Here is a 22,348-nt window from a genome sequence, read left to right as displayed (position 1 = left end):
CATTGAATGCGTAGGGAGGTGGTATGCGACGGCCACCCGACGATCATTGAGCGCTGTCCTGACTCGTCTGCCCGTAGAGCCAACTCCAGTACCAAGTGGCGCCTACGCTCCACCTCTGGGACGAGGCGGCAAACTGTACATCCTGCATTGTTTCAGGAGTAACCGGTCCATGGCCCTTCTGCATCCTAGTACCTCAGCTCTTTCCCCGCGTCAGCGCAAGACCAAGATCGTTGCCACCCTCGGGCCGTCGAGTTCTACCGCGGAGCGTATCCGTGAGCTGTTCATGGCGGGTGTGGACGTCTTCCGTCTCAATTTCAGCCATGGCAGCCACGCCGACCACGGTGAACGGCTGAAACTCATTCGCGCGCTTGAGCAGGAATTCGGCCGGCCGATTGCGATCATGGCCGACCTCCAAGGCCCAAAGCTACGCCTTGCCACTTTTCGAGATGGCGTTGTTTCCCTCAGCCAGGGGCAAAGGCTCCGGTTGGATCTTTCCCTGGAGCCGGGTGACGAGACGCGCGTCGGCATGCCGCATCCCGAGATCTTCGCAGCACTCCAGCCCGGTGCCGAACTCCTGCTCGATGATGGACGCGTCCGTCTCAGCGTCGTGGTTTGCGGTCCTGATTTCGCCGACACCATTGTCGTCAGCGGCACCAAGCTGTCCAATCGCAAGGGCGTGAACGTACCTGGCGTCGTTCTGCCGCTGTCGCCGCTGACTCCGAAGGATCGTGCCGATCTGGCTTTCGCGCTCGACCATGGCGTGGACTGGGTGGCGCTGAGTTTCGTGCAACGCCCGGAGGATGTGGCAGAAGCGCGCAAGCTCATTGGCGGTCGTGCAGCGCTGCTGTCGAAGATGGAAAAGCCCCAGGCCATTGAACATCTTGAAATGATCGTCGAGCTGTCCGACGGCGTGATGGTCGCGCGCGGCGACCTTGGTGTCGAACTGCCGCCGGAGGACGTTCCTTCAATCCAGAAGCGGATCGTGCGGGAAGCGCGTCTGGCCGGCAAGCCGGTGATCGTTGCAACCCAGATGCTGGAATCGATGGTAAGCGCTCCGGCACCGACGCGGGCTGAGGCCTCCGACGTGGCGACGGCGGTCTACGACGGCGCCGACGCTGTCATGCTTTCTGCCGAGACGGCGTCTGGAGACTATCCCATCGAAGCCGTGTCCATCATGGACCGCATTGCGCAACGCGTCGAGTCAGACCCGCTCTACCGCACGATCATGGACTCTCAGCACCCGATGCTGCAGGAAACCTCGGCGGATGCCATCACCGCGGCAGCCAGCCAAGTCGCGAAGACGATTCGGGCGGCAGCGATCGTAACCTATACGACATCAGGTTCGACGACGTTGCGGGCCAGCCGGGAAAGGCCCGAGGTGCCCGTTCTTTGCCTCGCCTCCAACATTGCCACGGCGCGCCGGCTGCAACTGGCCTATGGCGTACACGGCATTCACACGCGCGATATCGACAATTTCTCGGAGATGGTGCAAAAGGCTGTCCGCTACGCCCATTCCAGTGGCCTTGCGCAAGACGGCCAGCGTGTCGTCATCACTGCTGGAGTGCCGTTCGGCGTTCCGGGCAACACCAACATCCTGCGGATCGCCAGGGTGGAGCGGCCACCGCAGGGCACGGCCACTCAGCACGAAAGCGCTGCTCTCTCCGCGGTGGGCAGCGCTTGAGGTCAGCCGGAAGCGTTGTGCGGCGCCGCAGCTGCGGCGCCACCAACGAACCGACAAGCGGAATTGCGTCAGAGGTGACGTGAAGCGACCTTGCCCCCGTGCAACGCCTCCCATAGCCGGGTGACATCGGCGGCGAACAGGAGGCGATATGGCGAAGGCGACAAGGGCGTGGTATGCGCTGGAACTCAAAGAGGAAGCGGTCCGTCTGGTCTCGGGCGGCCAGCGAATTGCCGCAGTGACCAAGATGTTGGGCTAGTCGGAACCAACGTTGCACAACCGGGTCAAGGCGGCTGGCAATGGCGGCCTGAAGGGCGCCACGACAACGGTCGTCAGCGCTGAGCAAATGGAGATCAGCCGTCTGCGGGCAGAAATGGCCCGTGTAAAGATGGAGCGCGATACCCGAAAAAATGCGGCGGCGTACTTCGCCAAGGAGTCGCTGTGAAGTACGCCTTTATTCGGCGACACAAAGCACATCGTCGACGCCTGTTGCCGAGCCTGGATCTCCCTCATCAACAAACCTGGCCGCATTCGATCAACCTGTGGTTATCCGTGGGCCTTGCAGGTCAGAACGTCATGAACTTGGTATTGCAGGTCCGCACATCGCCCTGGAGTCGGTCCGATCAGGTTACCGGCGCCGGGTTGAAGAGCGTCAGCGAGTTGCGCAGGCCCCAATGGTCGGCCCAGGTCTTCTTCCGGCCGCTGGCGACATCCAGGATCATGCGGAAGATCTCCCATCCGATGTCCTCGATGGTGGCCTGACCGGTGGCGATGCGTCCGGCATCCACGTCGATCAGATCATGCCAGCGCTCGGCCAGCGCGGTCCGGGTCGAGACCTTGATGACCGGCACCATGGCGAGGCCATAGGGCGTGCCGCGCCCGGTGGTGAACACCTCCATGTTGCAGCCCGATGCCAACTGCAGCGTGCCGCAGACGAAGTCGCTGGCGGGGGTCGCGGCATAGATCAGTCCCTTGCGGTCGGCCCGCTGGCCGGGCGACAGTACCCCGGCGATCGGGCTGCTACCCGACTTGGCGATGGAGCCCAGCGCCTTTTCCACCACATTCGCCAGCCCGCCCTTCTTGTTGCCCGGCGACGGGTTGGCGCTGCGGTCGGTCTGGCCGGCGGAGAGGTAACGGTCGTACCAGTCCATCTCGCGGATCAGGGCCCGGCCGACCTCCTCGTCGACCGCGCGCGGCGTCAGCAGGTGGATGGCGTCGCGCACCTCCGTCACTTCGGAGAACATAACGGTCGCGCCGGCCCGCACCAGCAGGTCCGAGGCATAGCCGACCGCCGGGTTGGCCGTGACCCCCGAAAAGGCGTCGCTGCCGCCGCACTGCATGCCGACGACGAGGTCGGCGGCCGGGCAGGTCACGCGCCGGCGCCCGTTCAGCTCCCGAAGGCGCTTTTCCGCCATCTCCATGATCGAGGCGACCATGGCGCCGAAGCCGACATGGCGTTCGTCCTGCAGCGTCATGATGCTGGTGTCGCCGGCTGCACCGGCCGGCAGCAGGCGTTCCGGCTGCAGCTTCTCACAGCCCAACCCGACCACCATCACCTGTCCGCCCAGGTTGGGATTGCGGGCGAGATTCTGCAGGGTGCGGATCGGCACCACCGCTTCGGGGGCGTTGATTGCCACGCCGCAGCCATAGGCGTGCTCGATGGCGACGACATCGTCGACATTGGAATAGCGGGGCAGCAGTTCCTTCTTGATGCGCTCGATGGCGAAATCCATCACCCCCGCCACGCACTGCACGCTCATGCTGATGCCCAGCACGTTCTTGGTGCCGACTGATCCGTCCGGGTTGCGGAAGCCTTCGAACGTGTAGCCCTCCAGCGGGGGCTGCGCCGGCGGAACATTGGTGGCGAGCGGCAGGCTGGCCAGTGCCGGAGCGGGCGGCAGCCTCACCAGCGATTCCTCGATCCAGCTTCCCCGGGCGATGTCTCGAGCGGCATGGCCGATCACCTCGCCATAGCGCAGGATCGGCTCGCCCTCCGCCAGATCGGCGAGCGCCACCTTGTGGCCCTGGGGTACGAATTCGCGCAAGCTCAGGCCGCAGGGGAACGTCGTTCCTTCCGGCAGGCCCATGGTGTTGACGATGATGGCGACATTGTCGTCGCCATGCACCTTGATGTAGAGCGGGGTGTCGGACATCGGACGGGGTCCTCTCAGGCGTTCGTCTTGAACTTTGCGGCGAGCTGTTCGGAGGTGCGGGCAAGGATGCCGAGGTCGGATCCGACGGCGACGAAGGTACAGCCCAGCTCGATGTAGCGCTTGGCGAGCGCCTCGTCGGCCGACAGGATGCCGGCCGGCTTGCCGCAGGCGCGGATGCGGGCGATTGCGTCCTCGATCGCCGCCTGCACCTCCGGGTGCTTGGGATTGCCGACATGGCCCAGCGCCGCCGCCAGGTCGCCGGGGCCGATGAACACGCCCGTCACCCCCTCGACCGCCGCGATCTCCTCGATGTTGTCGAGGCCACGGCGGCTTTCCACCTGCACCAGGACCGCAAGCTCCGCCTCGCACAGCTGCGGATAGTCCTTGATCCGGCCGAAGCCGCTCGCCCGCGGCGCGGCCGAATAGCCGCGCACGCCATGGGGGGGATAGCGGGTGTAGGCGACCGCGTTGGCCGCCTCCTCCGCGCTCTCCACATAGGGGATGAGGAAGGACTGCACGCCGATGTCCAGGTAGCGCTTCAGCGTCACCATGTCGTTCCATGGCACCCGCACCACCGGATGTGCCCGTCCGCCGGCCGCCGCAGCCTGCAGCTGGCTGTAGACCATCGGCAGCTCGTTGGGCGAATGCTCGGTGTCCAGCACCAGCCAGTCGAAGCCGGAGCCGGCGATGATCTCCACCGTCACATGGCTCGACAGGATCGACCACAGGCCGATCTGCAGGTGGCCGGCGTCCAGCGCGCGCTTGAAGCTATTCTGGGGAATGGTCATGGCTTTACCTCATGGCTCGGCGCGCCGATCAGGATCGCGCGGAAATCATTGACATTGGTCAGGGTCGGGCCGGTCACCACGCCGTCGCCCAGCGCCTCGAAGAAGCCGTGGCCGTCGTTGTCGGCCAGGCTGTCGCGCGGCTTGAGGCCGAGGGTCCAGGCCCGGGCCAGCGTGTCGGGGCCGATGACGGCGCCGGCGATCTCCTCCTGCCCGTCCACCCCGTCGGTGTCGCCGGCGATGGCGTGGATGGCCGCATGGCCGTCCAGCGCGATGGCGAGCGACAGCAGGAACTCCACATTGCGGCCGCCGCGGCCCCCACCGCGCACCGTCACCGTGGTCTCGCCGCCCGACAGCAGGATGCAGGGCGCGGTGAAGGGCTGGGCACGGTCGGCCACCTGCAGGGCGAGGCCGCCCAGCACCTTGCCGACGTCGCGCGCCTCGCCTTCGATGCGGTCGCTCAGGATGTGGACCGGATAGCCGGCCTCGCGGGCGACGGCGGCGGCGGCCTCCAGCGCCATCTGCGGCGTGGCGATCAGGCGGGCCTCGCAGCCCGCCAGCCGCGGGTCGTCCGGCTTGACGCTTTCGCCGCGCCCGCTTTCCAACACGTCCAGCAGCGCGGGCGGCACGTCGATGCCGTAGCGGCGGAGGATGGCGAGCGCGTCGGCGCAGCTGGTGGGATCGCCGACGGTGGGGCCCGACGCGATGTCCATCGGGTTGTCGCCGGGCACGTCGGACAGCAGCAGGGTCAGCACCCGTGCCGGGGCGCAGGCGGCGGCGAGCCGGCCGCCCTTCACCGCCGACAGGTGGCGGCGCACGCAGTTCATCTCGGAAATCGTGGCGCCGGAGGCGAGCAGGGCGCGGTTGACCGCCTGCTTGTCCTCCAGCGTCACGCCGTCCAGCGGCAACGCCAGGAGCGCCGAGCCGCCGCCGGAGATCAGGCACAGCACCAGATCGTCCGCGCCGAGGCCGGAGACCAGGGCGCGGATGCGCTCGGCCGCCGCCAGCCCGGCGGCGTCGGGCACCGGGTGGGCGGCCTCGACGATCCCGATGCGCTCACACGGCACCGCATAGCCGTAGCGGGTGACCACCAGCCCGGAGAGGTCTCCCGGCCAATGGTCCTCGACCGCCCGCGCCATCGCCGCCGAGGCCTTGCCGGCGCCGATCACCACGAGCCGGCCCTTGGGGGGCTCAGGCAGGTTGGCCGGCACGCACAGCGCCGGCTGGGCGGCGGCGATTGCGGCCTCGAACATCTGGCGCAGCAGGTCGCGCGGAACGGTCGACATGGAACGAGCCTCCCTTCTCAGGCCTTCAGTTCAGACCTTCTGGCCGATCTCGAAGTTGGCGAGCATTTCCAGGGCGCGGACCATGCCGGAATGGTCCCAGGCCTTGCCGCCGTTGGCGGCGCAGGCGTTGAACAGCTCCTGGGCGGTTGCGGTGTTGGGCAGGCTGACGCCGAGCGAGCGGGCGGTGGCGAGCGCGAGGTTGAGGTCCTTCTGGTGCAGCTCGATGCGGAAGCCGGGATCGAAGGTGCGCTTGACCATGCGGTCGCCATGGACCTCGAGGATGCGGGAGTTGGCGAAGCCGCCCATCAGGGCCTGACGGACCTTGGCGGGATCGGCGCCGGCCTTGGCGGCGAGCAGCAGGGCCTCGCCGACCGCCTCGATGGTCAGCGCGACGATGATCTGGTTGGCGACCTTGGTGGTCTGGCCGTCGCCGTTGCCGCCGACCAGGGTGATGTTCTTGCCCATCAGCTCGAACAGCGGCTTGACGGTGGCGAAGGCTTTCTCCGGCCCGCCGACCATGATGGTGAGGGAAGCGGCCTTGGCGCCGACCTCGCCGCCCGACACCGGTGCGTCGAGATAGTCGCAGCCCAACTCGTTGACGCGGCGGGCGAAGTCCTTGGTGGCGACCGGGGAGATGGAGGACATGTCCACCACGATCTTGCCGGCGCTGAGGCCCTCGGCGACGCCGCCGGCGCTGAACAGGACCTTTTCGACGTCCGGGGTGTCGGGGACCATGATGAAGACGATCTCGGCCTGTTCCGCCACTTCCTTGCCGGAGCCGCAGGTCACGGCACCGCCGGCGGTCAGGGCGTTGGGCACCGGGCCGACAGTGTGGACGAACAGCGCGTGGCCCGCCGCCTGCAAGTGGCCCGCCATCGGCGCGCCCATGATACCCAATCCGATAAAGCCGATCTTGCTCATGATGTCTCCAATCCTGTTTATTTGCGAATGACCATGTTTTTCAGCTGGCGGCGCCGGGATCAGGCTGCCTGGAGCAGGGCCTGCGTGTAGCCCAGGCAGAAGGAGAAGAAGCGCTCGCGGTCCGGATCCACGTCGGAGAAGGGGACATGGTCCGGGCAGAGGACGCCCTTGTACCCGACTTCGCGGTAGGCGCGGATGCAGGCCGCCATGTCCACCGACCCTTCGTCCGGCATCGCCTCGCGGAAGTCGAGGTAGCCGCCCCTGATGTTGCGGAAATGGACCATGAAGATGCGGTTCTGCGGGCCGAAGGTTCTGATCGCTTCCAGCACCGTCTCGGTCGGGTTCCGCGACATCTCGGCGATGGTGCCCTGGCAGAAGTTGAAGCCGAGCGACTTGCTTTCAGGCGCAAGGGCGACGAAGCGCTTGAGGCCGTCCAGCGAGCCCAGCACATGGTGCACGCCGTTCAGGCCGCCCGGCGGATAGGCCGGGTCGTGCGGATGACAGGCGAGCTTCACGCCCGCCTTTTCGGCGGTGGGAAGCAGCGCTTCGACCAGATACTCGATGGCCCGCCAGCCGTCCGCTTCGGAGACGCCGCCGGCTTGCGATGCCATCACCTGGCCGCAAGTTTCGGCAGCGCCGCCGGCGCGCGCATCCTCGTCGTCCGGCAGGACGGTGCCCCAATAGGAGAAGCGGGCGTCGTTCTCCGCCCTGTACTCCTCGGCCTTGAAGGTGGAGCAGCGCATGCCGCCGCGCCCCTCCACCTCGCCGGTGCGGGTGATGCCGACCATGGCGACCGTGTATTTCACCATGTCCACGCCGCCGTCCGCGGCGGCCTGGATGTTGCGGCGAAGCTCCTTCGCCTTGGCCGCCGCCTTTTCGGGCGCGCGCAGGCTGTCGAGCAGGATGGAGCCGACATCCAGGGCCATGCCTTCCAGGCGCATGCCGTGGCTTTCGATCCACCGGCGCTGCGCCGCGACCTTGCCGGCATCCCACAGCCCGTCCTCGCCGATCACCGCGGTGTTGGGGCGGGTGTCGATGACGATGCCCTTGCAGCCGAGCTGGGCGGACAGGCGCAGGCGGCTGTCGGTCGGGTTGATCAGCTGTTCGCCGATATACATCGGGAAATCCTCTCGAATGCGTCTTCAGCGGGGGATGACGGAGGCGTTCACTTCCTGAGTTCCATGCGCTTGATCTCGCCGACGACGACCAGATAGCTGACCGCGGCGATCAGGGCGTTGGCGCCGACGAACAGCAGGGCGCCGTTGAACGAACCCGACGTCTGGATGATGTAGCCGATGATGATCGGCGTGCTGATCGAGGAGATGTTGCCGCACATGTTGAAGACGCCGCCCGACAGGCCCGTGATTTCCTTGGGCGCGCAGTCCGACATGACGGCCCAGCCCAGCGCGCCGATGCCCTTGCCGAAGAAGGCCAGCGCCATGAAGCCGACCACCACCCACTGCACGTCGGTGTAGTTGCAGGCGATCATGCTCATCGACAGCAGCATGCCGAGAACGATCGGCGTCTTGCGCGCCGCGGTCAGCGAGAAGCCCTTGCGCAGCATCGTGTCAGACAGCACGCCGCCCAGGATGCCGCCGGCAAAGCCGCAGATGGCGGGGATCGAGGCGATGAAACCGGCGCTGAGCACCGACATGCCGCGGGCCTGAACCAGATAGACCGGGAACCAGGTGATGAAGAAATAGGTGATCGCGTTGATGCAGAACTGGCCCAGGAAGATGCCGACCATCATCCGGCTGGCGAACAGCTGGCGGATGTAATCCCACTTGGCGCCGCCTGCCGCATCGGTCTTCTTCTTGGCAGCGTCGTCCATGTTGACCAGACCGCCGCCCGCGGCGATGTAGTCGATCTCCGCCTGATTGATCTTCGGGTGCTCGACCGGGCTGTAGACGGTCTTCAGCCAGATGCCGGAAACGACCAGACCCAGGGCGCCCATGAAGCCGAAGGCCCAAGGCCAGCCGAAGGAGTGGGTGAGCCAGCCCATCAGCGGGGCGAAGATCACCGTGGCGAAATACTGCGCCGAGTTGAAGATAGCAGAGGCCGTTGCGCGCTCATGGCCGGGGAACCAGGCGGCGACCACGCGGCTGTTGCCGGGGAAGGACGGGGCTTCCGCAAGGCCGACGGCGAAGCGCAGCGCGAACAGGGCCGTCACCGCCACGGCGCCGGTCAGGAAGCCGACGAAGCCCTGGAACAGGGTGAACACCGACCATGTGAAGATGCTCGCCGCATACACCCACTTCGAGCCGAAGCGGTCGAGCAGCCAGCCGCCCGGCAACTGGCCGATGACGTAGGACCAGCCGAAGGCGGAAAAGATGAAGCCCATCTGCGCGGCATTGATGCCGAGGTCCTTGGACAGCACCGGGCCGGCGATGGCCAGGACGGCGCGGTCGGCGTAGTTGATCGCTGTCACAACGAACAGCATAACAACGATCGTCCAGCGGATGCGTGTTTTTGTTGCCGCTGCCGCGCCTGCGACAGAGCTGTGATCCATCACTGTGTTGACACTCATGTGGCGCCTCCATTCTCGATGCTGCGCTGCCGTTTGTTATTTTCTGAGGCGCGCCGATCGGGAGAAAAATTCTGATGTGAGCGCTCTCTTATGGCCGGAAGAGTTCTTGATGTCTCTTGTTACCGCTCACAATAGCGCTGTGATTCCTAAACTCAACATCGGGACGGCGCAAGGGCCTGCGGCGCTTTGCCACGATTTTTTTCCGTTGGCCCAACGATCGAGGTAGGTGCCGCGGGTACGGGCAGGCGCCATTCGTCCGCTGCCCGTCCGCCGGACATCCTTGCGTCGAACCGTCGCAAGCCGTATCTAAACTCTACATCCTGGGGTTTACACCGTGTCCGACACACCAGCTATCCGCCCGCGTCAGGGTGCAGCCAAGAAAGACGCCCTGTCGGCAAAGGCCGCCGGAAGCCGTGCCACGCGTCCGACCAGCGGCAAGGCGACCCTGGAAACCGTGGCGATGCTGGCCGGCGTTTCCAGGATGACGGTCTCCCGCGTGATCAACCGCCCGGAATCGGTGACGCCGGAACTGCGGGAAATCGTTCTCAAGGCCATCTCCGAAACCGGCTATGTGCCCAACCTGCTGGCCGGCGGGCTGGCATCGAGCCGGACCAAGCTGGTCGCCGCGGTCGTGCCGACGCTGACGCATGTGCTGTTCTCCGGAGCGATCCAGGCCTTCACCGACCGGCTGGCGTTGGACGGCTATCAGATGCTGCTGGGGCTGTCCGGCTATCCGACCGAGCGGGAGGGCGAACTGCTGCAGGCCATCCTCAGCCGCCGTCCGGACGCCCTGTATCTCACCGGCACCAGCCATCTGGCGCAGACGCGCCGGCAACTGCGCGCGGCCAACATCCCGATCGTCGAAACCTGGGACCTGTCGCACAAGGCCGTGGACATGGCCGTGGGCTTCTCCCATCAGGCGGTTGGCAGGGGTGTCGCCGAGTATCTCCATCACAAGGGCTACCGTCAGTTCGCGGCGATCAGTGCCGAGGACGAGCGCGCCATGCTGCGCACCCGCGAATTCGTTGCAACCCTGGCCCGGCATGGCATCCAGGAGGTCACCTGCCTTTCGACCGAGGCCCCAAGTTCCATGGCCATGGGGCGGCAGGCCCTGGGTGAGCTGCTGGCCCGCGGCTTCCGCCAGGGCGCCATCCAGTGCAGTTCCGACGCCATGGCTCATGGCGTGGTGCTGGAGGCGCAGGCCCGCGGCCTGTCGGTCCCGGGGGACATCGCCGTCATCGGTTTCGGCGACCTGGATTTCGCCGCCTACATGTCGCCGCCGTTGAGCACGGTGCGCATCGATCGGTCGGCAATCGGCCGTTTGGCCGCCGAAGCCCTGCTGACCCGTCTGGCAGGCAACCGGGTGACCAGGAAGGTCGTCGACGTCGGATTCGAGATCGTGGAACGGGCCACCGCCTGACCGACGATCGAGAGCCGGGTCAGACGGCCCCGTGCGCCTCCACATACAGGGCGTAGACGGAGTGGCAGCTCGCCATGTAGAGCCGGTTGTTCTTCGGCCCGCCGAAGGTCAGGTTGGCGCAGCGCTCGGGCAGCCTGATGAAGGCCATGGGTTTTCCCTGGGGGTTGAACACCATCACGCCGTCGAGGTCTTCGGATTTGCCCTTCAACGGATAGACCATGTGGCCGCCGACCTGGGTGGGTTCGCCCTGCAGGGCGCCGTTGCTTCCCCAGCCGCACCACAGATTCCCGTCACGGTCGACCTTGAAGCCGTCCAGCGCCCCGAAATCGGCCGCGTCGATCAGCTTGGTCTTGTTGGACAGGGTGTTGTCCTTGCCGACGTCGAAGCTCCAGACGCTGCGGTTTGGCGTGCCCTTCCATTCCACCACATAGAGCTTGCTCTCGTCCGGCGAGAAGGCCAGACCGTTGGGATTCACGAGATCCGTGACCACCGCCGCGATGCGGCCGTCCGGGGCGATGCGGTAGACGTTGGTGGTTTCCTGCTCCGGCTTGGCCCTGAACCCCTCCCATTCGCCGTTGATGCCGAACAGGGGATCGGTGAACCAGACGCTGTCGTCCGACTTGACCACCACGTCGTTGGGCGCGTTCAGGCGCTTGCCCTGATAGGACTCGGCAAGCACGGTGATCTCGCCGCTCTTCTCGGTGCGGACCACCCGCCGGGTTACCGAATGCTCGCAGGTGACCAGCCGCCCCTGCCGGTCGCAAGCGTTGCCGTTGGCGTAATTGGCGTTTTCGCGGAACACCGTGGTCTTCCCGGTCTTCTCGTCGAAACTCATGATGCGGTTGTTGGGAATGTCGCTGAACAGGAGCGTGCCCGTCTCCGGGAAATAGGCCGGGCCCTCGGCCCAGCGGAAGCCGGTGGCGACCTGCTCCACCGAGCTGCTGTAGATACGGTACTTGGCGAAGCTCGGATCCAGGATCTGGACGGCCGGGTCGGGATAGCGGGCGTTGGGCGTGAACGGGATCGCCTGAGCGAAGGCGTTGCCGGCGGCCATCGCCGCACCGGCGCCGGCGACCTGCAGGAAGCGGCGCCGGCCGAGGGCGGGCCGACCGAGGTTGGGGAGTGTGGTCATAATGTCTCCTCGGAGTTTCAGTTTTGGATTTTTGGACATGGATCGCCGGCTCACGGGAGGCGGTCGCCTTCCGTGTCGTTTCCCTTCCGCGCGCCGGCCGGCAGCGGAAGGGTCATGCGGGACAAGTCATTCCACGTAGATCGCCGCCTTGCGGAGGATCTCCCCCCAGCGCTGCACCTCGCTGGCAAGCTGGGCCTGCAGGGCGTCGGGCTGCGCGTCGCCGGGTGAGGCCGGGCGGGCGCCGCGGCTGGCGAAGGCGGCCGTCAGGCTGGGGCTCGCCAACGCTTCCCGCAGTCCCGCCACGAGCGCGGCGACCGTTTCCGGCGGTGTGCCCTTCGGTGCGTAGAGGCCATGCCAGACCGTCAGGTCGAATCCGGCCAGCCCCGCCTCGTCGAGGGTCGGCACCTGCGGCAGCTCCGCTGTCCGGGCCTTGGCGCTGACCCCCAGTACCTTCAGGCGGGCAGACCTGATCAGCGGCAAGGTGTGGGTGGTCTGGTCGCAGAGCAGATCGACATGTCCGTTCATCACGTCCATCACCGCCGGCTTTGTTCCGCGATAGGGGACGCTGGTCAGTTCGGTCCTCAGCATGTCCATCAGCAGCAGCCCGCACAGATAGGAGGCCGAGCCGACGCCGGCGTTGGCGATGGACAGCCGGTTTCCCTCCGTCCGGACCAGGGCCTTGAACTCCTCGACCGTGGCAGCCTTCAGGCCCGGCTTCGCGACCAGCGTCATCGGCACCTCGGCCACCATGCCGATGGGGGCGAAATCATCGACCGGGTGGTAGCGCAACGCCGTGTAGAGCCACATGCTGGTGGCATGCCCGATGTTGGACAGCAGCAGCGTGTTGCCATCGGGGCCGGCCTTCGCGACCCGCTCGGCGCCCACGGTGCCTCCCGCTCCATCCACATTGCGGACGACCACCTTGCGGTCCAGGGAGTCGGCCATGGCCGCCGCCAGCGCGCGGCCGAGCGCATCGGTGGGGCCGCCGGCCGCGAAGGGAACGACGATGGTCAGGGGCGGCCCGGCCCGCTCCGCGGCCTGGACGGGCAGGCAGAGCGCCAGGAGCATTGCCAGGGACAACAAGGTCTTCAGCGACATGACAGTCACTCCTTGGAAACGGGCTTCATTCCTGGAAGGCTTCCTCGCGCTTGCGCCGGACAGCGGGCGCCAGGACCGTCACCAGCAGCGCCAGCGCCACCACCAGCATGGCCGCGCTGATCGGGCGCGTCGCGAACACCATCGGATCGCCCTTGGAGATCAGCAGCGCCCGCCGCAGATTCTCCTCCATCATCGGTCCCAGGATGAAGCCCAGCAGCATCGGCGCCGGCTCGCAGTCTAGCTTGCGGAAGACGTAGCCAAGCACCCCGAACCCGGCCATCAGGAAGATGTCGAAGACCGAGTTGTTCAGGCTGAACACGCCGATGGCGCAGAACACCAGGATCGCCGGATAGAGCAGGTGGTAGGGGACCGCGATCATCCGAACCCACAGCCCGATCAGCGGCAGGTTGAGCACCAGCAGGAACATGTTGCCCACCCACATCGAGACGATGATCCCCCAGAACAGCGCCGGCTGTTCGGTCATCACCGACGGGCCGGGCTGGATGCCCTGGATGATCATCGCCCCGATCATCAGCGCCATCACCGGGTTCGACGGGATGCCCAGCGTCAGCATCGGGATGAAGGAGGTCTGCGCCCCGGCATTGTTGGCGGCCTCCGGTGCGGCGACGCCCTCGATGGCGCCCTTGCCGAACTCCTCCGGATGGCGGGAGACCTTCTTTTCCATCGAGTAGGCCGCGAAGGAGGCCAACATCGCCCCGCCGCCCGGCAGGATGCCGAGCAGCGATCCCAGTGCCGTGCCGCGCAGAACCGGCGCCACGATGCGCTTCAGGTCGCTTCTGGAGGGCAGCAGGCCGGTGACGCTCTTCACCATGGTGGTCCGCGTCGCCTCGTTCTCCAGATTGGCGACGATCTCGGCGATGCCGAACACGCCCATGGCGACGATGACGAAGCCGATGCCGTCGGCCAGTTGCGGCAGGTCGAAGGTGTAGCGCGCGGTGCCGGAGTTCACGTCGGTGCCGATCAGGCCAAGCAGCAGGCCCATGACGATCATCGCCAGCGCATGCAGCAGCGAACCCTGCGCCAGCACGATGGACGCCACCAGCCCCAGCACCATCAGCGAGAAATACTCGGCCGGACCGAACTTCAGCGCCAGATCGGCCAGCGGCGGCGCGAACAGCGCCAGCAGGACCGTCGCCACCGTGCCGGCGAAGAAGGAGCCGAGGGCGGCGGTGGCGAGCGCCGTGCCCGCCCGGCCCTGGCGAGCCATCTGATAGCCGTCGAGCGCCGTCACCACCGAGGAGGACTCACCCGGCAGATTGACCAGGATGGCGGTGGTCGAGCCGCCATATTGCGCACCGTAGTAGATGCCGGCCAGCATGATCAGGGCGGATTCCGGCGGCAGCCCGATGGTGACGGGCAGCAGCATGGCGATGGTGGCGACCGGCCCCAGCCCCGGCAGCACGCCGATGGCGGTGCCCAGGAACACGCCGAGCAGGCAGTAGGCGAGGTTGGAGAGGCCCAGCGCGGTCTGGAAGCCGAGCGCGAGATTTGCCAGGATGTCCATGGTGGCCTCCCGCTCATCCGGTGAACCAGGGGCCGAGCAGCGCCATCGGCACGCCCAGCCCCCTGACGAAGACCAGCGCGCAGAAGGCCAGCAGGGCCACAAGCCCCGCAGCGGCGCGGACCTCGAAGCGGAACATCCGGCTGGCCGCGGCGCTGACCAGGATCAGCGCCAGCAGTGCCGGAATCAGCCCGGCCGGTTCCAGCAGGACGCCGAACAGCGCGGTTGCGCCCGCCACCAGCGCCAGCCCCTTCCAGGCGACGGCTCCGATCGGGCCGCCGTCCTGGATGAAGGAGCGGAGGACGGACAACACGCCGAAGACGGCCAGCAGCCAGCCGAGCACGGTGGGGAAATAGCCGGGTCCCATGCGGCTGCCGGTCCCGGGGGCATAATCGCGGCCGATCCACACCGCCGCCAGTCCGACGGCGATGTAGATGACGCCCGCACAGAGATCCTTGGGATTGCGCGAACAGGTCGTCATCGGATTTGCCTTATTGGTCCGGAGTGATGTTTCCGGTCTCCACCACCGACTTCCAGCGCGTCAGTTCGGCGTCGAGGAACTGCGCGAACTTGGCGCTGCCGGTGCCGACCACCTCGAAGCCCGCCTCCTCGAAGCGGCCCTTGACGTCGGGGGCGGCGAGTGCGCCGGTTAGGCCGGCTTCCAGCTTGGCCTTTACGTCCTTCGGCAGACCGGCGGGGGCGGCGACGGCCTGCCAGGAATAGACCTCGACGCCCGGAACGCCGGCCTCCGCCATGGTGGGCGTATCGGGGAAGGCGGGGATGCGCTTGTCGCTGGTGACGGCCAGCAGCTTCAGCTTGCCGGCCTTGATGTGGCCGGTGACCGCGCCGAGATTCTGGAACGACACCTCGGCATGCCCGCCGATCAGGTCGGTGATGGCCGGACCGCCGCCCTTGTAGGGCACATGAAGGCCGGTGGTGCCGGTCTGCTGCCAGAACAGCGCCGCGGTGAGGTGGTCCGAGGAACCGGTGCCCGAGGACGCGAAGGTTACCTTTTCCGGGTTCTTCTTCAGATGGGCGATCAGGTCCGCGACGGTGTTGACCGGGAGGTTGGGCGTCGCCACCAGCGCGTTCGGCGTGCGCACCGCCACCGTCAGCAGGTCGAAGTTCTTTCTGGGATCGTATTTCAGCCCTTTGTAGAGCACCGGATTGATGGCGTAGACGCCGATCGAGGCGACCAGCAGCGAATAGCCGTCCGGCTTTGCCTGGGCGATCTGCGCCGCCCCGATCGAGCCGTTGGCGCCGGGCCGGTTTTCGACGACGACCGGCTGGCCGACGGCTTCGGTAAGCTTCGGTCCGATCAGCCGCGCCGTTGTGTCCGACGCGCCTCCCGGCGGGAAGGGCACGATCATCGTCAGCGCCTTGTCCGGATAGTCGGCGAGGGCCGGCACGGACAGCATCGCGGCGACCGCGGCCATGGTGAGAAACGGCAAGGTCTTCATGGTTCCTCCCTATTCCACTTTGTTTTTTGGCTGCCGCCGGCGATCGGCGGTCATGGCCGACGTCGTTTCAGTCCCTGAATTTCCTGGCGATCGCCTCGGTGGTGCGGGCGAGCAGGCCGGTGTCGATCCCGACGGCGGTATAGACGCAGCCGGCCGCCATGTAGCGGCGCGCCAGCGTCTCGTCGGCGGTGAGGATGCCGGCCCGGCTGCCGGCGGCGACGATCCGGCCGATGGTCTTCTCGATCAGATCCACGATCTCCGGGTTGCCCTGGTCGCCGAGATAGCCGAGGTCGGACGACAGGTCGCCCGGACCGATGAACAGACCGTCGATGCCCGGCACCGCGGCGATGGCCTCCAGATTGTCGAGGCCCTTGCGAGTCTCGATCTGCACGAGGATGCAGATCTCCTCGTGGGCGCGGCGGTGATAGTCCTTCACCCGGCCGAAGCGCGAGGCCCGGCTGGCCCCGGCGAAGCCGCGGATGCCGTCGGGGGGAAAGCGCGTGGCGGCGACCGCGGCCTTGGCCTCCTCGACCGTCTCCATCATCGGGACCAGGAAGGACTGCACGCCGATGTCGAGATAGCGCTTGATGACGATCGGATCGTTGTCCGGAATGCGGACGACCGGATGCGTCGTGTTTTCCATCATCGCCTGCAACTGCGCCAGGATGCCCGGCACGTCGTTGGGCGCGTGTTCGGCGTCGAGCAGCAGCCAGTCGAAGCCGGAACCCGCCAGGATCTCGGTGGCGGTGGGGCTGGCCATGCTGTTCCAGAAGCCGATCTGCTTTTGGCCGGCCTGGATGGCGCGCTTGAAGGAATTGGTGCGGAGGTCCACGGGACGGCGTGCCTTTCGATGGGGGTTGACGGGTTTGCCTGCCTATTCCGCCAGCGCTTCCGTGCGTTTGCGCAGGACCGCGGGGGACAGCATGGCGAGAAGCAGGACCGCGACGACCGCGAGCAGGACGGCGCTGATCGGGCGGGTGAGGAAGACCGACGGGTCGCCGTCGGACAGCTGCATGGCGCGGCGGAAATTCTCCTCCAGCTGCGGGCCGAGAACGAGGCCGAGCAGCAGCGGCGCGGGCTCCACCCCCACCTTGATGAAGAAATAGCCGACCACCGCGCAGCCCAGCATGAGCCAGACGTTGAAGACGCTGTTGGAGATGCCGTAGGTGCCGATGCAGCAGAACAGGACGATGGCCGGGAACAGCAGGCGGTAGGGGATCTTCAGCATCGAGACCCACAGCCCGACCAGCGGCAGGTTGATGATCAGCAGCATCAGGTTGCCGGTCCACATGCTGGCGATGACGCCCCAGACCAGGGCCGGCTGTTCGGTCATCACCTGCGGGCCGGGCTGGATGCCCTGCATCATCAGCGCGCCGATCATCAGCGCCATCAGCGCATTGGCCGGAATGCCGAGGGTCAGCAGCGGGATGAAGCTGGTCTGCGCCCCGGCGTTGTTCGCCGCCTCCGGCCCGGCGACGCCTTCGATGGCGCCCTTGCCGAAACGCTGGGGATCGCGGGCGATCTTCTTCTCCAGCGCATAGGCGGTGAAGGGCGGCAGCGCCGCACCCCCGCCTGGCAGCACGCCCAGCGCCGAGCCGATGGCGGTGCCGCGCAGCATGGCGGGGAAGGCCGCCTTGAGGTCGGCGCGCGTCGGCACGAGGTCGCGCAGCTTCTGGCTGACCACCTGCCGGACCTCGTTGCGCTCCAGGTTGGCGATGATCTCGGCCAGCCCGAACATGCCCATCGCCACTGGGACGAAATCGAGCCCGTCGGACAGGGCCGGGATGCCGAAGGTCATTCGGGCGGCACCGGAATTCACGTCGATCCCGATGGTTCCCAACAGCAGCCCGAGGAACACCATCGCCAGCGATTTCGAGACCGAACCATGGGCAAGGATCACGGCGGCGAGCAAGCCCAGGACCAGCAGGCTGAAATACTCCACCGCGGTGAATTTCAGCGCCAACGCAGCGAGCGGCAGGCTGAGCAGCGCGATGACGATTGTCGCGACGGTTCCGGCGAAGAAGGACGACACGGCGGCGATCGCCAGCGCCGGACCCGCCCGCCCCTGGCGCGCCATCGCATGCCCGTCCAGGCAGGTGACGACCGAGGACGTTTCGCCCGGCACATTCACCAGAATGGCCGTGGTGGAACCGCCGTACTGCGCGCCGTAGAAGATGCCGGCGAGCATGATCAGCGCCGATTCCGGCGGCAGCCCGAAGGTGAAGGGCAGCAGCAGAGCCACCGTCGGGATGGGACCGATGCCGGGCAGCACACCGATCGCCGTTCCGATGACGACGCCGATCAGGCAATAGAGCAGGTTGTTGAATTGCAGGGCCGTGGACAGGCCGAGCAGGAGATTGTCGAACAGCTCCATGGGATGCCTACCCGAGCTAGATGGACCAGGGCCAGATGGGGACCGGCAGGGCGAGCGCCTTCACGAACAGAAGGACCGCCCCGGCGGTGACGCACAGGCCGAACAGGATGACTTCGAACAGGCGGCTCTGGCGGCTGGCGGCGGCGGCCAGCAGGACCGCCGAGAAGGAGGCTGCCACCAGACCGGCGTCCTCGATCAGGAGTGCGAAGGCCCCGACGGCGACGGCGATTCCCAGCATCGGCCGCGCCTGTACCCGCTCGATGCCGGCATGGCCGCGCGCCAGGCTGCGGCCGGCGAAGAACAGGCCGAAGCCGAGCAGGATCAGCGCGATGGCACGCGGCATGTAGCCCGGCCCCATATCGGCCGCGGAGCCGCCGGAGAGCCTCGACGTCGCGGCGAAGGCGCCCGCAGACAACGCGATCAGGAATACGCCGAACAGAAGGTCGGGCCAGTCGAGCCGCCGCCCCGCCGGCCGGAGCTGGGACATGTCGAAATGGGGCATGGCGAATGTCCGGTGAAGCTGGTCAGTTGGAGTTGGACTTGATGTCCGCGGCGCGGACGATGCCGCCCCAGGACTCGATGTTGGTGGCGAGCCATGCCTTGACCTCGTCCGGCGTGCCGGGGCGCACCATGCCGCCCTGTTCCGCGACCTTCTCTTTGATCTCGGGAATCGCCAGGATCTTCTGAAGCTCGGCATTCAGCTTGGAGATCATCTCCGGCGGGGTTTTGCCGGTGGTCAGGATGGCCTGCCATGTCCCGGCGTCGGACAGCGGGAGCTTGGCCTCCTTGAAGGTCTGCGCCTCCGGCAGGGCGGGCAGCCGCCCGTCGCCGGTGACGGCGATCCCGACGAGCTGCTTGGACGTCACGAAGGGCAGCGTCGCCGTGGCGCCGTTGATGATGACCGTGCTTTCGCCGGACACGACCGCGCGCGACGCCGCGGCGCCGCCCTTGTAGGGCACAGCCTTCCAGTCGATGCCGAGGTCTCGGGCCAGCGCCACCGACGTGATGTGGTTGAGCGCGCCGACGCCGGAATTGGCGACCGCCAGCTTGCCGGGGTTGGCCTTGGCGTAGGCGACCAGTTCGGGAACGGTCTTGGCAGGCACGGACGGATGCACCGCCAGCACATAGGGGCCGAACATCACCATTCCGACCGGCGCCAGATCCTTCTGCACATCGTAGGACAGGTCCGGGAACAGGCTGGGGGCCACGGCCAGTGAGCCGATGTCCATCAGCAGAAGCGTGTGGCCGTCCGGCTTGGCCTTCGCCACGGCATCGGCGCCGATATTGCCCGCCGCACCCGGCTTGTTCTCCACCACCACCGGCTGACCGACCGCTTCGGACAGCTTGGGGCCGATGAGGCGGGCGAGAATGTCGGACGTGCCGCCGGGGGCGAAGGGAACGACGATGCGCACCGGGCGGTCGAACGATTGTGCCTGCACGAGGGTGGGAATGAGGGCGCCGCACAGCGCCAAGGCAGCGACAGCCGCCCCCAGACGACGAAACTTCATCGGCATTTCCTCCACTTGGCGGCTTCGCGCGTGTCGTGCCTGTGGTCCGCGGCACATTTTCGTTCGCGACATTGATGGTACGTTACACGGACAGTCGTTGCTTAATGAGTTGTTTTGCGCATTGATCGATGCCATTTTTGGATCGATGTTCGAGCTCAGCCATCTCCGATGCTTCGTTGCGGTCGCCGAGGAACTTCATTTCGGTCGGGCCGCCGCGCGCTTGAATCTCACGCAATCGCCGCTCAGCCGTCAGATACAGCTGCTGGAACATGCGCTGGATGTCCGGCTTCTGGACCGCACCAGCCGGTCTGTCACCCTGACGCGGGCGGGGCATAACTTCCTGCCGGAAGCGCGCCGGCTGCTTCGGTTGGCGGAGGGCGCCGCCCTGGCCGCCCGGCGGACGGCGATCGGCGAGGAGGGAACGGTGACGCTGGGCTTCACTGCGGCCTCCGGGTATGAATTCCTGCCGCAGCTGATCCAGACGCTGCGGGAATCGGCGCCGGGCATCGATCTGGACCTGAAAGAGATGGTGTCGGCCGATCAGCTGGACTCGCTGACGGCCGGCCGGATCGACATCGGCCTGATCCGTCCGTCCTACAACCGCCGTGAATTCGACTCGCTGTGCGTGGTGCGCGAACCGCTGGTGCTGGCCGCACCGGAAGGCCATCCCGTCGCCGCGCTTCCGGAGGTGTCGATCGCCGACCTCGACCAGCAGCCGATGGTGGCCTATTCGCCGTACGAGGCGCGTTACTTCTACGACCTCCTCGCCACCCTGTTCACCAGCGCCGGGGTCCGCCCGCGCTATGCGCAGCACATCAGCCAGATCCACACGATCCTCGGGTTGGTGAAGGCGGGCATCGGGCTGGCGCTTGTGCCGCGCGCGGCATTCAATCTGAGATTTCAGGGGGTGGTGCTGCGACCGCTTGCGGGCGATGCGCATCCGATCGTGGAACTGCACGCGGTCTGGCGTCCAAGAAACGCCAACCCCGCGGTAGCAACCGTACAAACGGTCCTGCGAGAGCGTGTTAGAGCATGTTTGTAGACGTCATCGGCCGCCGGCCTGAGGCGTGAGCCCCTTCAGGCGCCTGGAGAGGATGGAAATGAAGGCGATCTGGACGAAGGCGACGAGGTGCTCCTCCGTCCGCTCGACGATGGTTTTCAATCGCCGGTAGCAGCTGATCCAGCTGAAGGAGCGCTCCACCACCCAGGCGATTTCGGTGGGGATGAACACCCCGTCGCGGTCACGGGCGATCGGCTGGACCGTCATGCCGAGCGCCTCCCCGGCTTTGGCGGGTTGTTGCACGGATGGGATCGCTGTCGTAGGCAGCGGCCCCGCCTCTGTTTAGGTTTCTGACCGTGCCCTACAATGCGAACGCCGCCCGCCGACGGCACCGTCAACTCGTTGGCACCGACCTTATGGTTGGCGCAGCTCGGCCACGGATGCCCGGAGATCGGGGGATCAAGCGGCCAGCGGCGTACCGGCGACTTCGGCCCAGGTGGTGAAGGCCTGGGCGCAGGCTGCGCGGTAGTCGGAGGCGGGACGGTGATCGTGGCGGAGGTGGAAGAGGTTGGCGATCGGGTCATGGATAGACAGAAAGCGCTGCACCTGTTGGGGCGGTTTGAAGCGCTTCATCTGCCGCTCGCGTCGCCGGGTCGGTTGGTGCGAGTTCACGGCCCGGTTGTTGATGCCCTTGTGCTGGCGATGCTCCACCCCCGGCATGATGGTCCGCTTGGCCGCGGCGTAGGACTTCAGCTTGTCGGTCACCAGCACCCGCGGCGCGCGGCCCTGCTTTTTCAGCAATTTGCGGAGCAGGCGCTTGGCCGCCTTGGCATCGCGCCGGCTCTGCACCAGCACATCGAGCACGAAGCCATCGCGGTCGACAGCCTGCCACAGATAATGTTTCTTGCCGGCGATGGTCAGGACGACCTCGTCGAGGTGCCATTTATCGCCCCGGCGTGGCGCCCGCCGGCGCAATCGATCTGCGATCTCGCGGCCGAACTTCAAGGCCCATTTCCGCACCGTCTCATGGCTCACGGTGGTGCCGCGGGCCGCCAGCATCTCCTCGACCATACGCAGGCTCAAGGGGAAGCGGAAGTGGAGCCACACCGCCGTCGCGATAACCTCGGCGGGGAAGCGGTAGCCGACGTAGCGGGGGTCACGAGACGTCGTCATGGCAACCCTATACCCGCACCACTGCCGCCCCGCCATCGTGGACTTGACGGTACCTGGAACGCGCCTTCAACCTTGGACCCAGTGTGTTCGCCGAAGCTGTGCAGTTCATCAGCCAGCAACTCGAACTTCAGGGCGCATAGCGTTGGCGGTGTTGTCCATAACCATCACCTCGCGCCTGCCGGCCAACTTTGCAACAGAGCCCCCGCATCGTCCCCTCTTCGGCGGCTTTCTCTTCGATCGGAGAGAATCACGACAGGCCGGACAGGCACCGCTTTTTCCGCGTCCTGCTAATTCTACTGTGTCATAAAGTT

Annotated in this window: 20 protein-coding genes and 2 pseudogenes; 5 read left to right on the top strand and 17 right to left on the bottom strand. The window is 66.6% G+C overall.

Annotated elements, in window-relative coordinates:
• Positions 1-169 precede the first annotated feature (169 nt).
• The 3 genes and pseudogenes from pyk to A6A40_RS22170 all read left to right on the top strand — a co-directional run.
• Positions 170-1,681, top strand: a complete 1,512-nt coding sequence (pyk, locus tag A6A40_RS22175; protein ID WP_108547993.1) for a pyruvate kinase — start codon at positions 170-172, stop codon at positions 1,679-1,681.
• Between the two features lie 148 nt (positions 1,682-1,829).
• Positions 1,830-2,146: pseudogene (locus A6A40_RS31630) on the top strand (transposase); the annotation flags it as partial.
• Positions 2,133-2,258, top strand: a pseudogene (locus A6A40_RS22170) (IS630 family transposase); the annotation flags it as partial. The pseudogenes A6A40_RS31630 and A6A40_RS22170, both read left to right, overlap by 14 nt.
• A gap of 43 nt (positions 2,259-2,301) precedes the next feature.
• Here A6A40_RS22170 and garD read toward each other — a convergent pair.
• Genes garD through A6A40_RS22140 form a run of 6 tightly spaced genes read right to left on the bottom strand, consistent with a single transcriptional unit; the run spans position 2,302 to position 9,332 of the window.
• Positions 2,302-3,831 (bottom strand): galactarate dehydratase, encoded by a 1,530-nt coding sequence (garD, locus tag A6A40_RS22165; RefSeq protein ID WP_108547992.1) that lies wholly within the window; start codon positions 3,829-3,831, stop codon positions 2,302-2,304.
• Positions 3,832-3,845: 14 nt separating this feature from the next.
• Positions 3,846-4,619, bottom strand: coding sequence for an HpcH/HpaI aldolase family protein (locus A6A40_RS22160; protein ID WP_108547991.1), 774 nt, complete (start codon positions 4,617-4,619; stop codon positions 3,846-3,848).
• Positions 4,616-5,902, bottom strand: coding sequence for a glycerate kinase type-2 family protein (locus tag A6A40_RS22155; RefSeq protein WP_108547990.1), 1,287 nt, complete (start codon positions 5,900-5,902; stop codon positions 4,616-4,618). The genes A6A40_RS22160 and A6A40_RS22155 overlap by 4 nt, the downstream gene beginning before the upstream one ends.
• 30 nt (positions 5,903-5,932) lie before the next feature.
• Entirely contained in the window at positions 5,933-6,823 is an 891-nt protein-coding gene (gene glxR, locus A6A40_RS22150; protein WP_108547989.1) for a 2-hydroxy-3-oxopropionate reductase, read from the bottom strand.
• A 59-nt stretch (positions 6,824-6,882) separates the two neighbouring features.
• Positions 6,883-7,941, bottom strand: a complete 1,059-nt coding sequence (locus tag A6A40_RS22145) for a mannonate dehydratase (RefSeq protein ID WP_108547988.1) — start codon at positions 7,939-7,941, stop codon at positions 6,883-6,885.
• 47 nt (positions 7,942-7,988) lie between these two features.
• Complete coding sequence (locus tag A6A40_RS22140; protein WP_158279333.1) at positions 7,989-9,332, bottom strand: MFS transporter; 1,344 nt, start codon at positions 9,330-9,332, stop codon at positions 7,989-7,991.
• A gap of 352 nt (positions 9,333-9,684) precedes the next feature.
• On the opposite strand from A6A40_RS22140, the gene A6A40_RS22135 reads away from it, so the two are divergent.
• A complete protein-coding gene (locus A6A40_RS22135) occupies positions 9,685-10,770 on the top strand; it encodes a LacI family DNA-binding transcriptional regulator (protein WP_108547986.1) in 1,086 nt (361 codons plus the stop codon).
• Between the two features lie 19 nt (positions 10,771-10,789).
• Here the strand turns inward: A6A40_RS22135 and A6A40_RS22130 are convergent, their stop codons facing one another.
• The 9 genes from A6A40_RS22130 to A6A40_RS22090 form a co-directional block, all read right to left on the bottom strand.
• On the bottom strand, positions 10,790-11,902 hold the full coding sequence (locus A6A40_RS22130) for an SMP-30/gluconolactonase/LRE family protein (protein ID WP_108547985.1): 1,113 nt from the start codon (positions 11,900-11,902) through the stop codon (positions 10,790-10,792).
• A gap of 126 nt (positions 11,903-12,028) precedes the next feature.
• The gene (locus tag A6A40_RS22125) at positions 12,029-13,000 is read right to left on the bottom strand and encodes a tripartite tricarboxylate transporter substrate-binding protein (protein WP_108547984.1); all 972 of its coding nucleotides are present in this window, start codon (positions 12,998-13,000) and stop codon (positions 12,029-12,031) included.
• Between the two features lie 25 nt (positions 13,001-13,025).
• Positions 13,026-14,525 carry a tripartite tricarboxylate transporter permease gene (locus A6A40_RS22120; protein ID WP_108547983.1) on the bottom strand — a complete coding sequence of 500 codons (1,500 nt, stop codon included), beginning with the start codon at positions 14,523-14,525 and terminating at the stop codon, positions 13,026-13,028.
• A gap of 13 nt (positions 14,526-14,538) precedes the next feature.
• Positions 14,539-15,003, bottom strand: coding sequence for a tripartite tricarboxylate transporter TctB family protein (locus A6A40_RS22115; protein ID WP_108547982.1), 465 nt, complete (start codon positions 15,001-15,003; stop codon positions 14,539-14,541).
• A gap of 10 nt (positions 15,004-15,013) precedes the next feature.
• Positions 15,014-15,982 carry a Bug family tripartite tricarboxylate transporter substrate binding protein gene (locus tag A6A40_RS22110; protein WP_108547981.1) on the bottom strand — a complete coding sequence of 323 codons (969 nt, stop codon included), beginning with the start codon at positions 15,980-15,982 and terminating at the stop codon, positions 15,014-15,016.
• Between the two features lie 67 nt (positions 15,983-16,049).
• Positions 16,050-16,814, bottom strand: coding sequence for an aldolase/citrate lyase family protein (locus tag A6A40_RS22105; RefSeq protein ID WP_108547980.1), 765 nt, complete (start codon positions 16,812-16,814; stop codon positions 16,050-16,052).
• Between the two features lie 42 nt (positions 16,815-16,856).
• Positions 16,857-18,356 carry a tripartite tricarboxylate transporter permease gene (locus tag A6A40_RS22100; RefSeq protein ID WP_108547979.1) on the bottom strand — a complete coding sequence of 500 codons (1,500 nt, stop codon included), beginning with the start codon at positions 18,354-18,356 and terminating at the stop codon, positions 16,857-16,859.
• Between the two features lie 16 nt (positions 18,357-18,372).
• On the bottom strand, positions 18,373-18,858 hold the full coding sequence (locus A6A40_RS22095; RefSeq protein WP_236783947.1) for a tripartite tricarboxylate transporter TctB family protein: 486 nt from the start codon (positions 18,856-18,858) through the stop codon (positions 18,373-18,375).
• A 22-nt stretch (positions 18,859-18,880) separates the two neighbouring features.
• Positions 18,881-19,864 (bottom strand): Bug family tripartite tricarboxylate transporter substrate binding protein, encoded by a 984-nt coding sequence (locus A6A40_RS22090; protein ID WP_108547978.1) that lies wholly within the window; start codon positions 19,862-19,864, stop codon positions 18,881-18,883.
• Positions 19,865-20,009: 145 nt separating this feature from the next.
• Here A6A40_RS22090 and A6A40_RS22085 point away from each other — a divergent pair, with 145 nt between their 5' ends.
• Entirely contained in the window at positions 20,010-20,906 is an 897-nt protein-coding gene (locus tag A6A40_RS22085; protein ID WP_108548081.1) for a LysR family transcriptional regulator, read from the top strand.
• 3 nt (positions 20,907-20,909) lie between these two features.
• Here A6A40_RS22085 and A6A40_RS22080 read toward each other — a convergent pair whose 3' ends face one another.
• Complete coding sequence (locus tag A6A40_RS22080; RefSeq protein WP_108547977.1) at positions 20,910-21,131, bottom strand: transposase; 222 nt, start codon at positions 21,129-21,131, stop codon at positions 20,910-20,912.
• Positions 21,132-21,323: 192 nt separating this feature from the next.
• On the bottom strand, positions 21,324-22,037 hold the full coding sequence (locus tag A6A40_RS22075) for an IS6 family transposase (RefSeq protein ID WP_108547976.1): 714 nt from the start codon (positions 22,035-22,037) through the stop codon (positions 21,324-21,326).
• Positions 22,038-22,348: the final 311 nt, after the last annotated feature.

The sequence above is a fragment of the Azospirillum humicireducens genome (assembly GCF_001639105.2).
GTDB classification, from domain to species: domain Bacteria; phylum Pseudomonadota; class Alphaproteobacteria; order Azospirillales; family Azospirillaceae; genus Azospirillum; species Azospirillum humicireducens.
This window is presented reverse-complemented; position numbering and strand designations above follow the sequence as displayed.

What these genes read in the sequence shown, in the direction of transcription:
- A6A40_RS22075 (WP_108547976.1), bottom strand. Translation starts at nt 22,037, where the DNA reads ATGACGACGTCTCGTGACCCCCGCTACGTCGGCTACCGCTTCCCCGCC.
- pyk (WP_108547993.1), top strand. Translation starts at nt 170, where the DNA reads ATGGCCCTTCTGCATCCTAGTACCTCAGCTCTTTCCCCGCGTCAGCGC.
- glxR (WP_108547989.1), bottom strand. Translation starts at nt 6,823, where the DNA reads ATGAGCAAGATCGGCTTTATCGGATTGGGTATCATGGGCGCGCCGATG.
- A6A40_RS22125 (WP_108547984.1), bottom strand. Translation starts at nt 13,000, where the DNA reads ATGTCGCTGAAGACCTTGTTGTCCCTGGCAATGCTCCTGGCGCTCTGC.
- A6A40_RS22085 (WP_108548081.1), top strand. Translation starts at nt 20,010, where the DNA reads ATGTTCGAGCTCAGCCATCTCCGATGCTTCGTTGCGGTCGCCGAGGAA.
- A6A40_RS22095 (WP_236783947.1), bottom strand. Translation starts at nt 18,858, where the DNA reads ATGCCCCATTTCGACATGTCCCAGCTCCGGCCGGCGGGGCGGCGGCTC.
- A6A40_RS22140 (WP_158279333.1), bottom strand. Translation starts at nt 9,332, where the DNA reads ATGGATCACAGCTCTGTCGCAGGCGCGGCAGCGGCAACAAAAACACGC.
- A6A40_RS22130 (WP_108547985.1), bottom strand. Translation starts at nt 11,902, where the DNA reads ATGACCACACTCCCCAACCTCGGTCGGCCCGCCCTCGGCCGGCGCCGC.
- A6A40_RS22160 (WP_108547991.1), bottom strand. Translation starts at nt 4,619, where the DNA reads ATGACCATTCCCCAGAATAGCTTCAAGCGCGCGCTGGACGCCGGCCAC.
- A6A40_RS22110 (WP_108547981.1), bottom strand. Translation starts at nt 15,982, where the DNA reads ATGAAGACCTTGCCGTTTCTCACCATGGCCGCGGTCGCCGCGATGCTG.
- A6A40_RS22145 (WP_108547988.1), bottom strand. Translation starts at nt 7,941, where the DNA reads ATGTATATCGGCGAACAGCTGATCAACCCGACCGACAGCCGCCTGCGC.
- A6A40_RS22115 (WP_108547982.1), bottom strand. Translation starts at nt 15,003, where the DNA reads ATGACGACCTGTTCGCGCAATCCCAAGGATCTCTGTGCGGGCGTCATC.
- garD (WP_108547992.1), bottom strand. Translation starts at nt 3,831, where the DNA reads ATGTCCGACACCCCGCTCTACATCAAGGTGCATGGCGACGACAATGTC.
- A6A40_RS22120 (WP_108547983.1), bottom strand. Translation starts at nt 14,525, where the DNA reads ATGGACATCCTGGCAAATCTCGCGCTCGGCTTCCAGACCGCGCTGGGC.
- A6A40_RS22090 (WP_108547978.1), bottom strand. Translation starts at nt 19,864, where the DNA reads ATGAAGTTTCGTCGTCTGGGGGCGGCTGTCGCTGCCTTGGCGCTGTGC.
- A6A40_RS22100 (WP_108547979.1), bottom strand. Translation starts at nt 18,356, where the DNA reads ATGGAGCTGTTCGACAATCTCCTGCTCGGCCTGTCCACGGCCCTGCAA.
- A6A40_RS22080 (WP_108547977.1), bottom strand. Translation starts at nt 21,131, where the DNA reads ATGACGGTCCAGCCGATCGCCCGTGACCGCGACGGGGTGTTCATCCCC.
- A6A40_RS22155 (WP_108547990.1), bottom strand. Translation starts at nt 5,902, where the DNA reads ATGTCGACCGTTCCGCGCGACCTGCTGCGCCAGATGTTCGAGGCCGCA.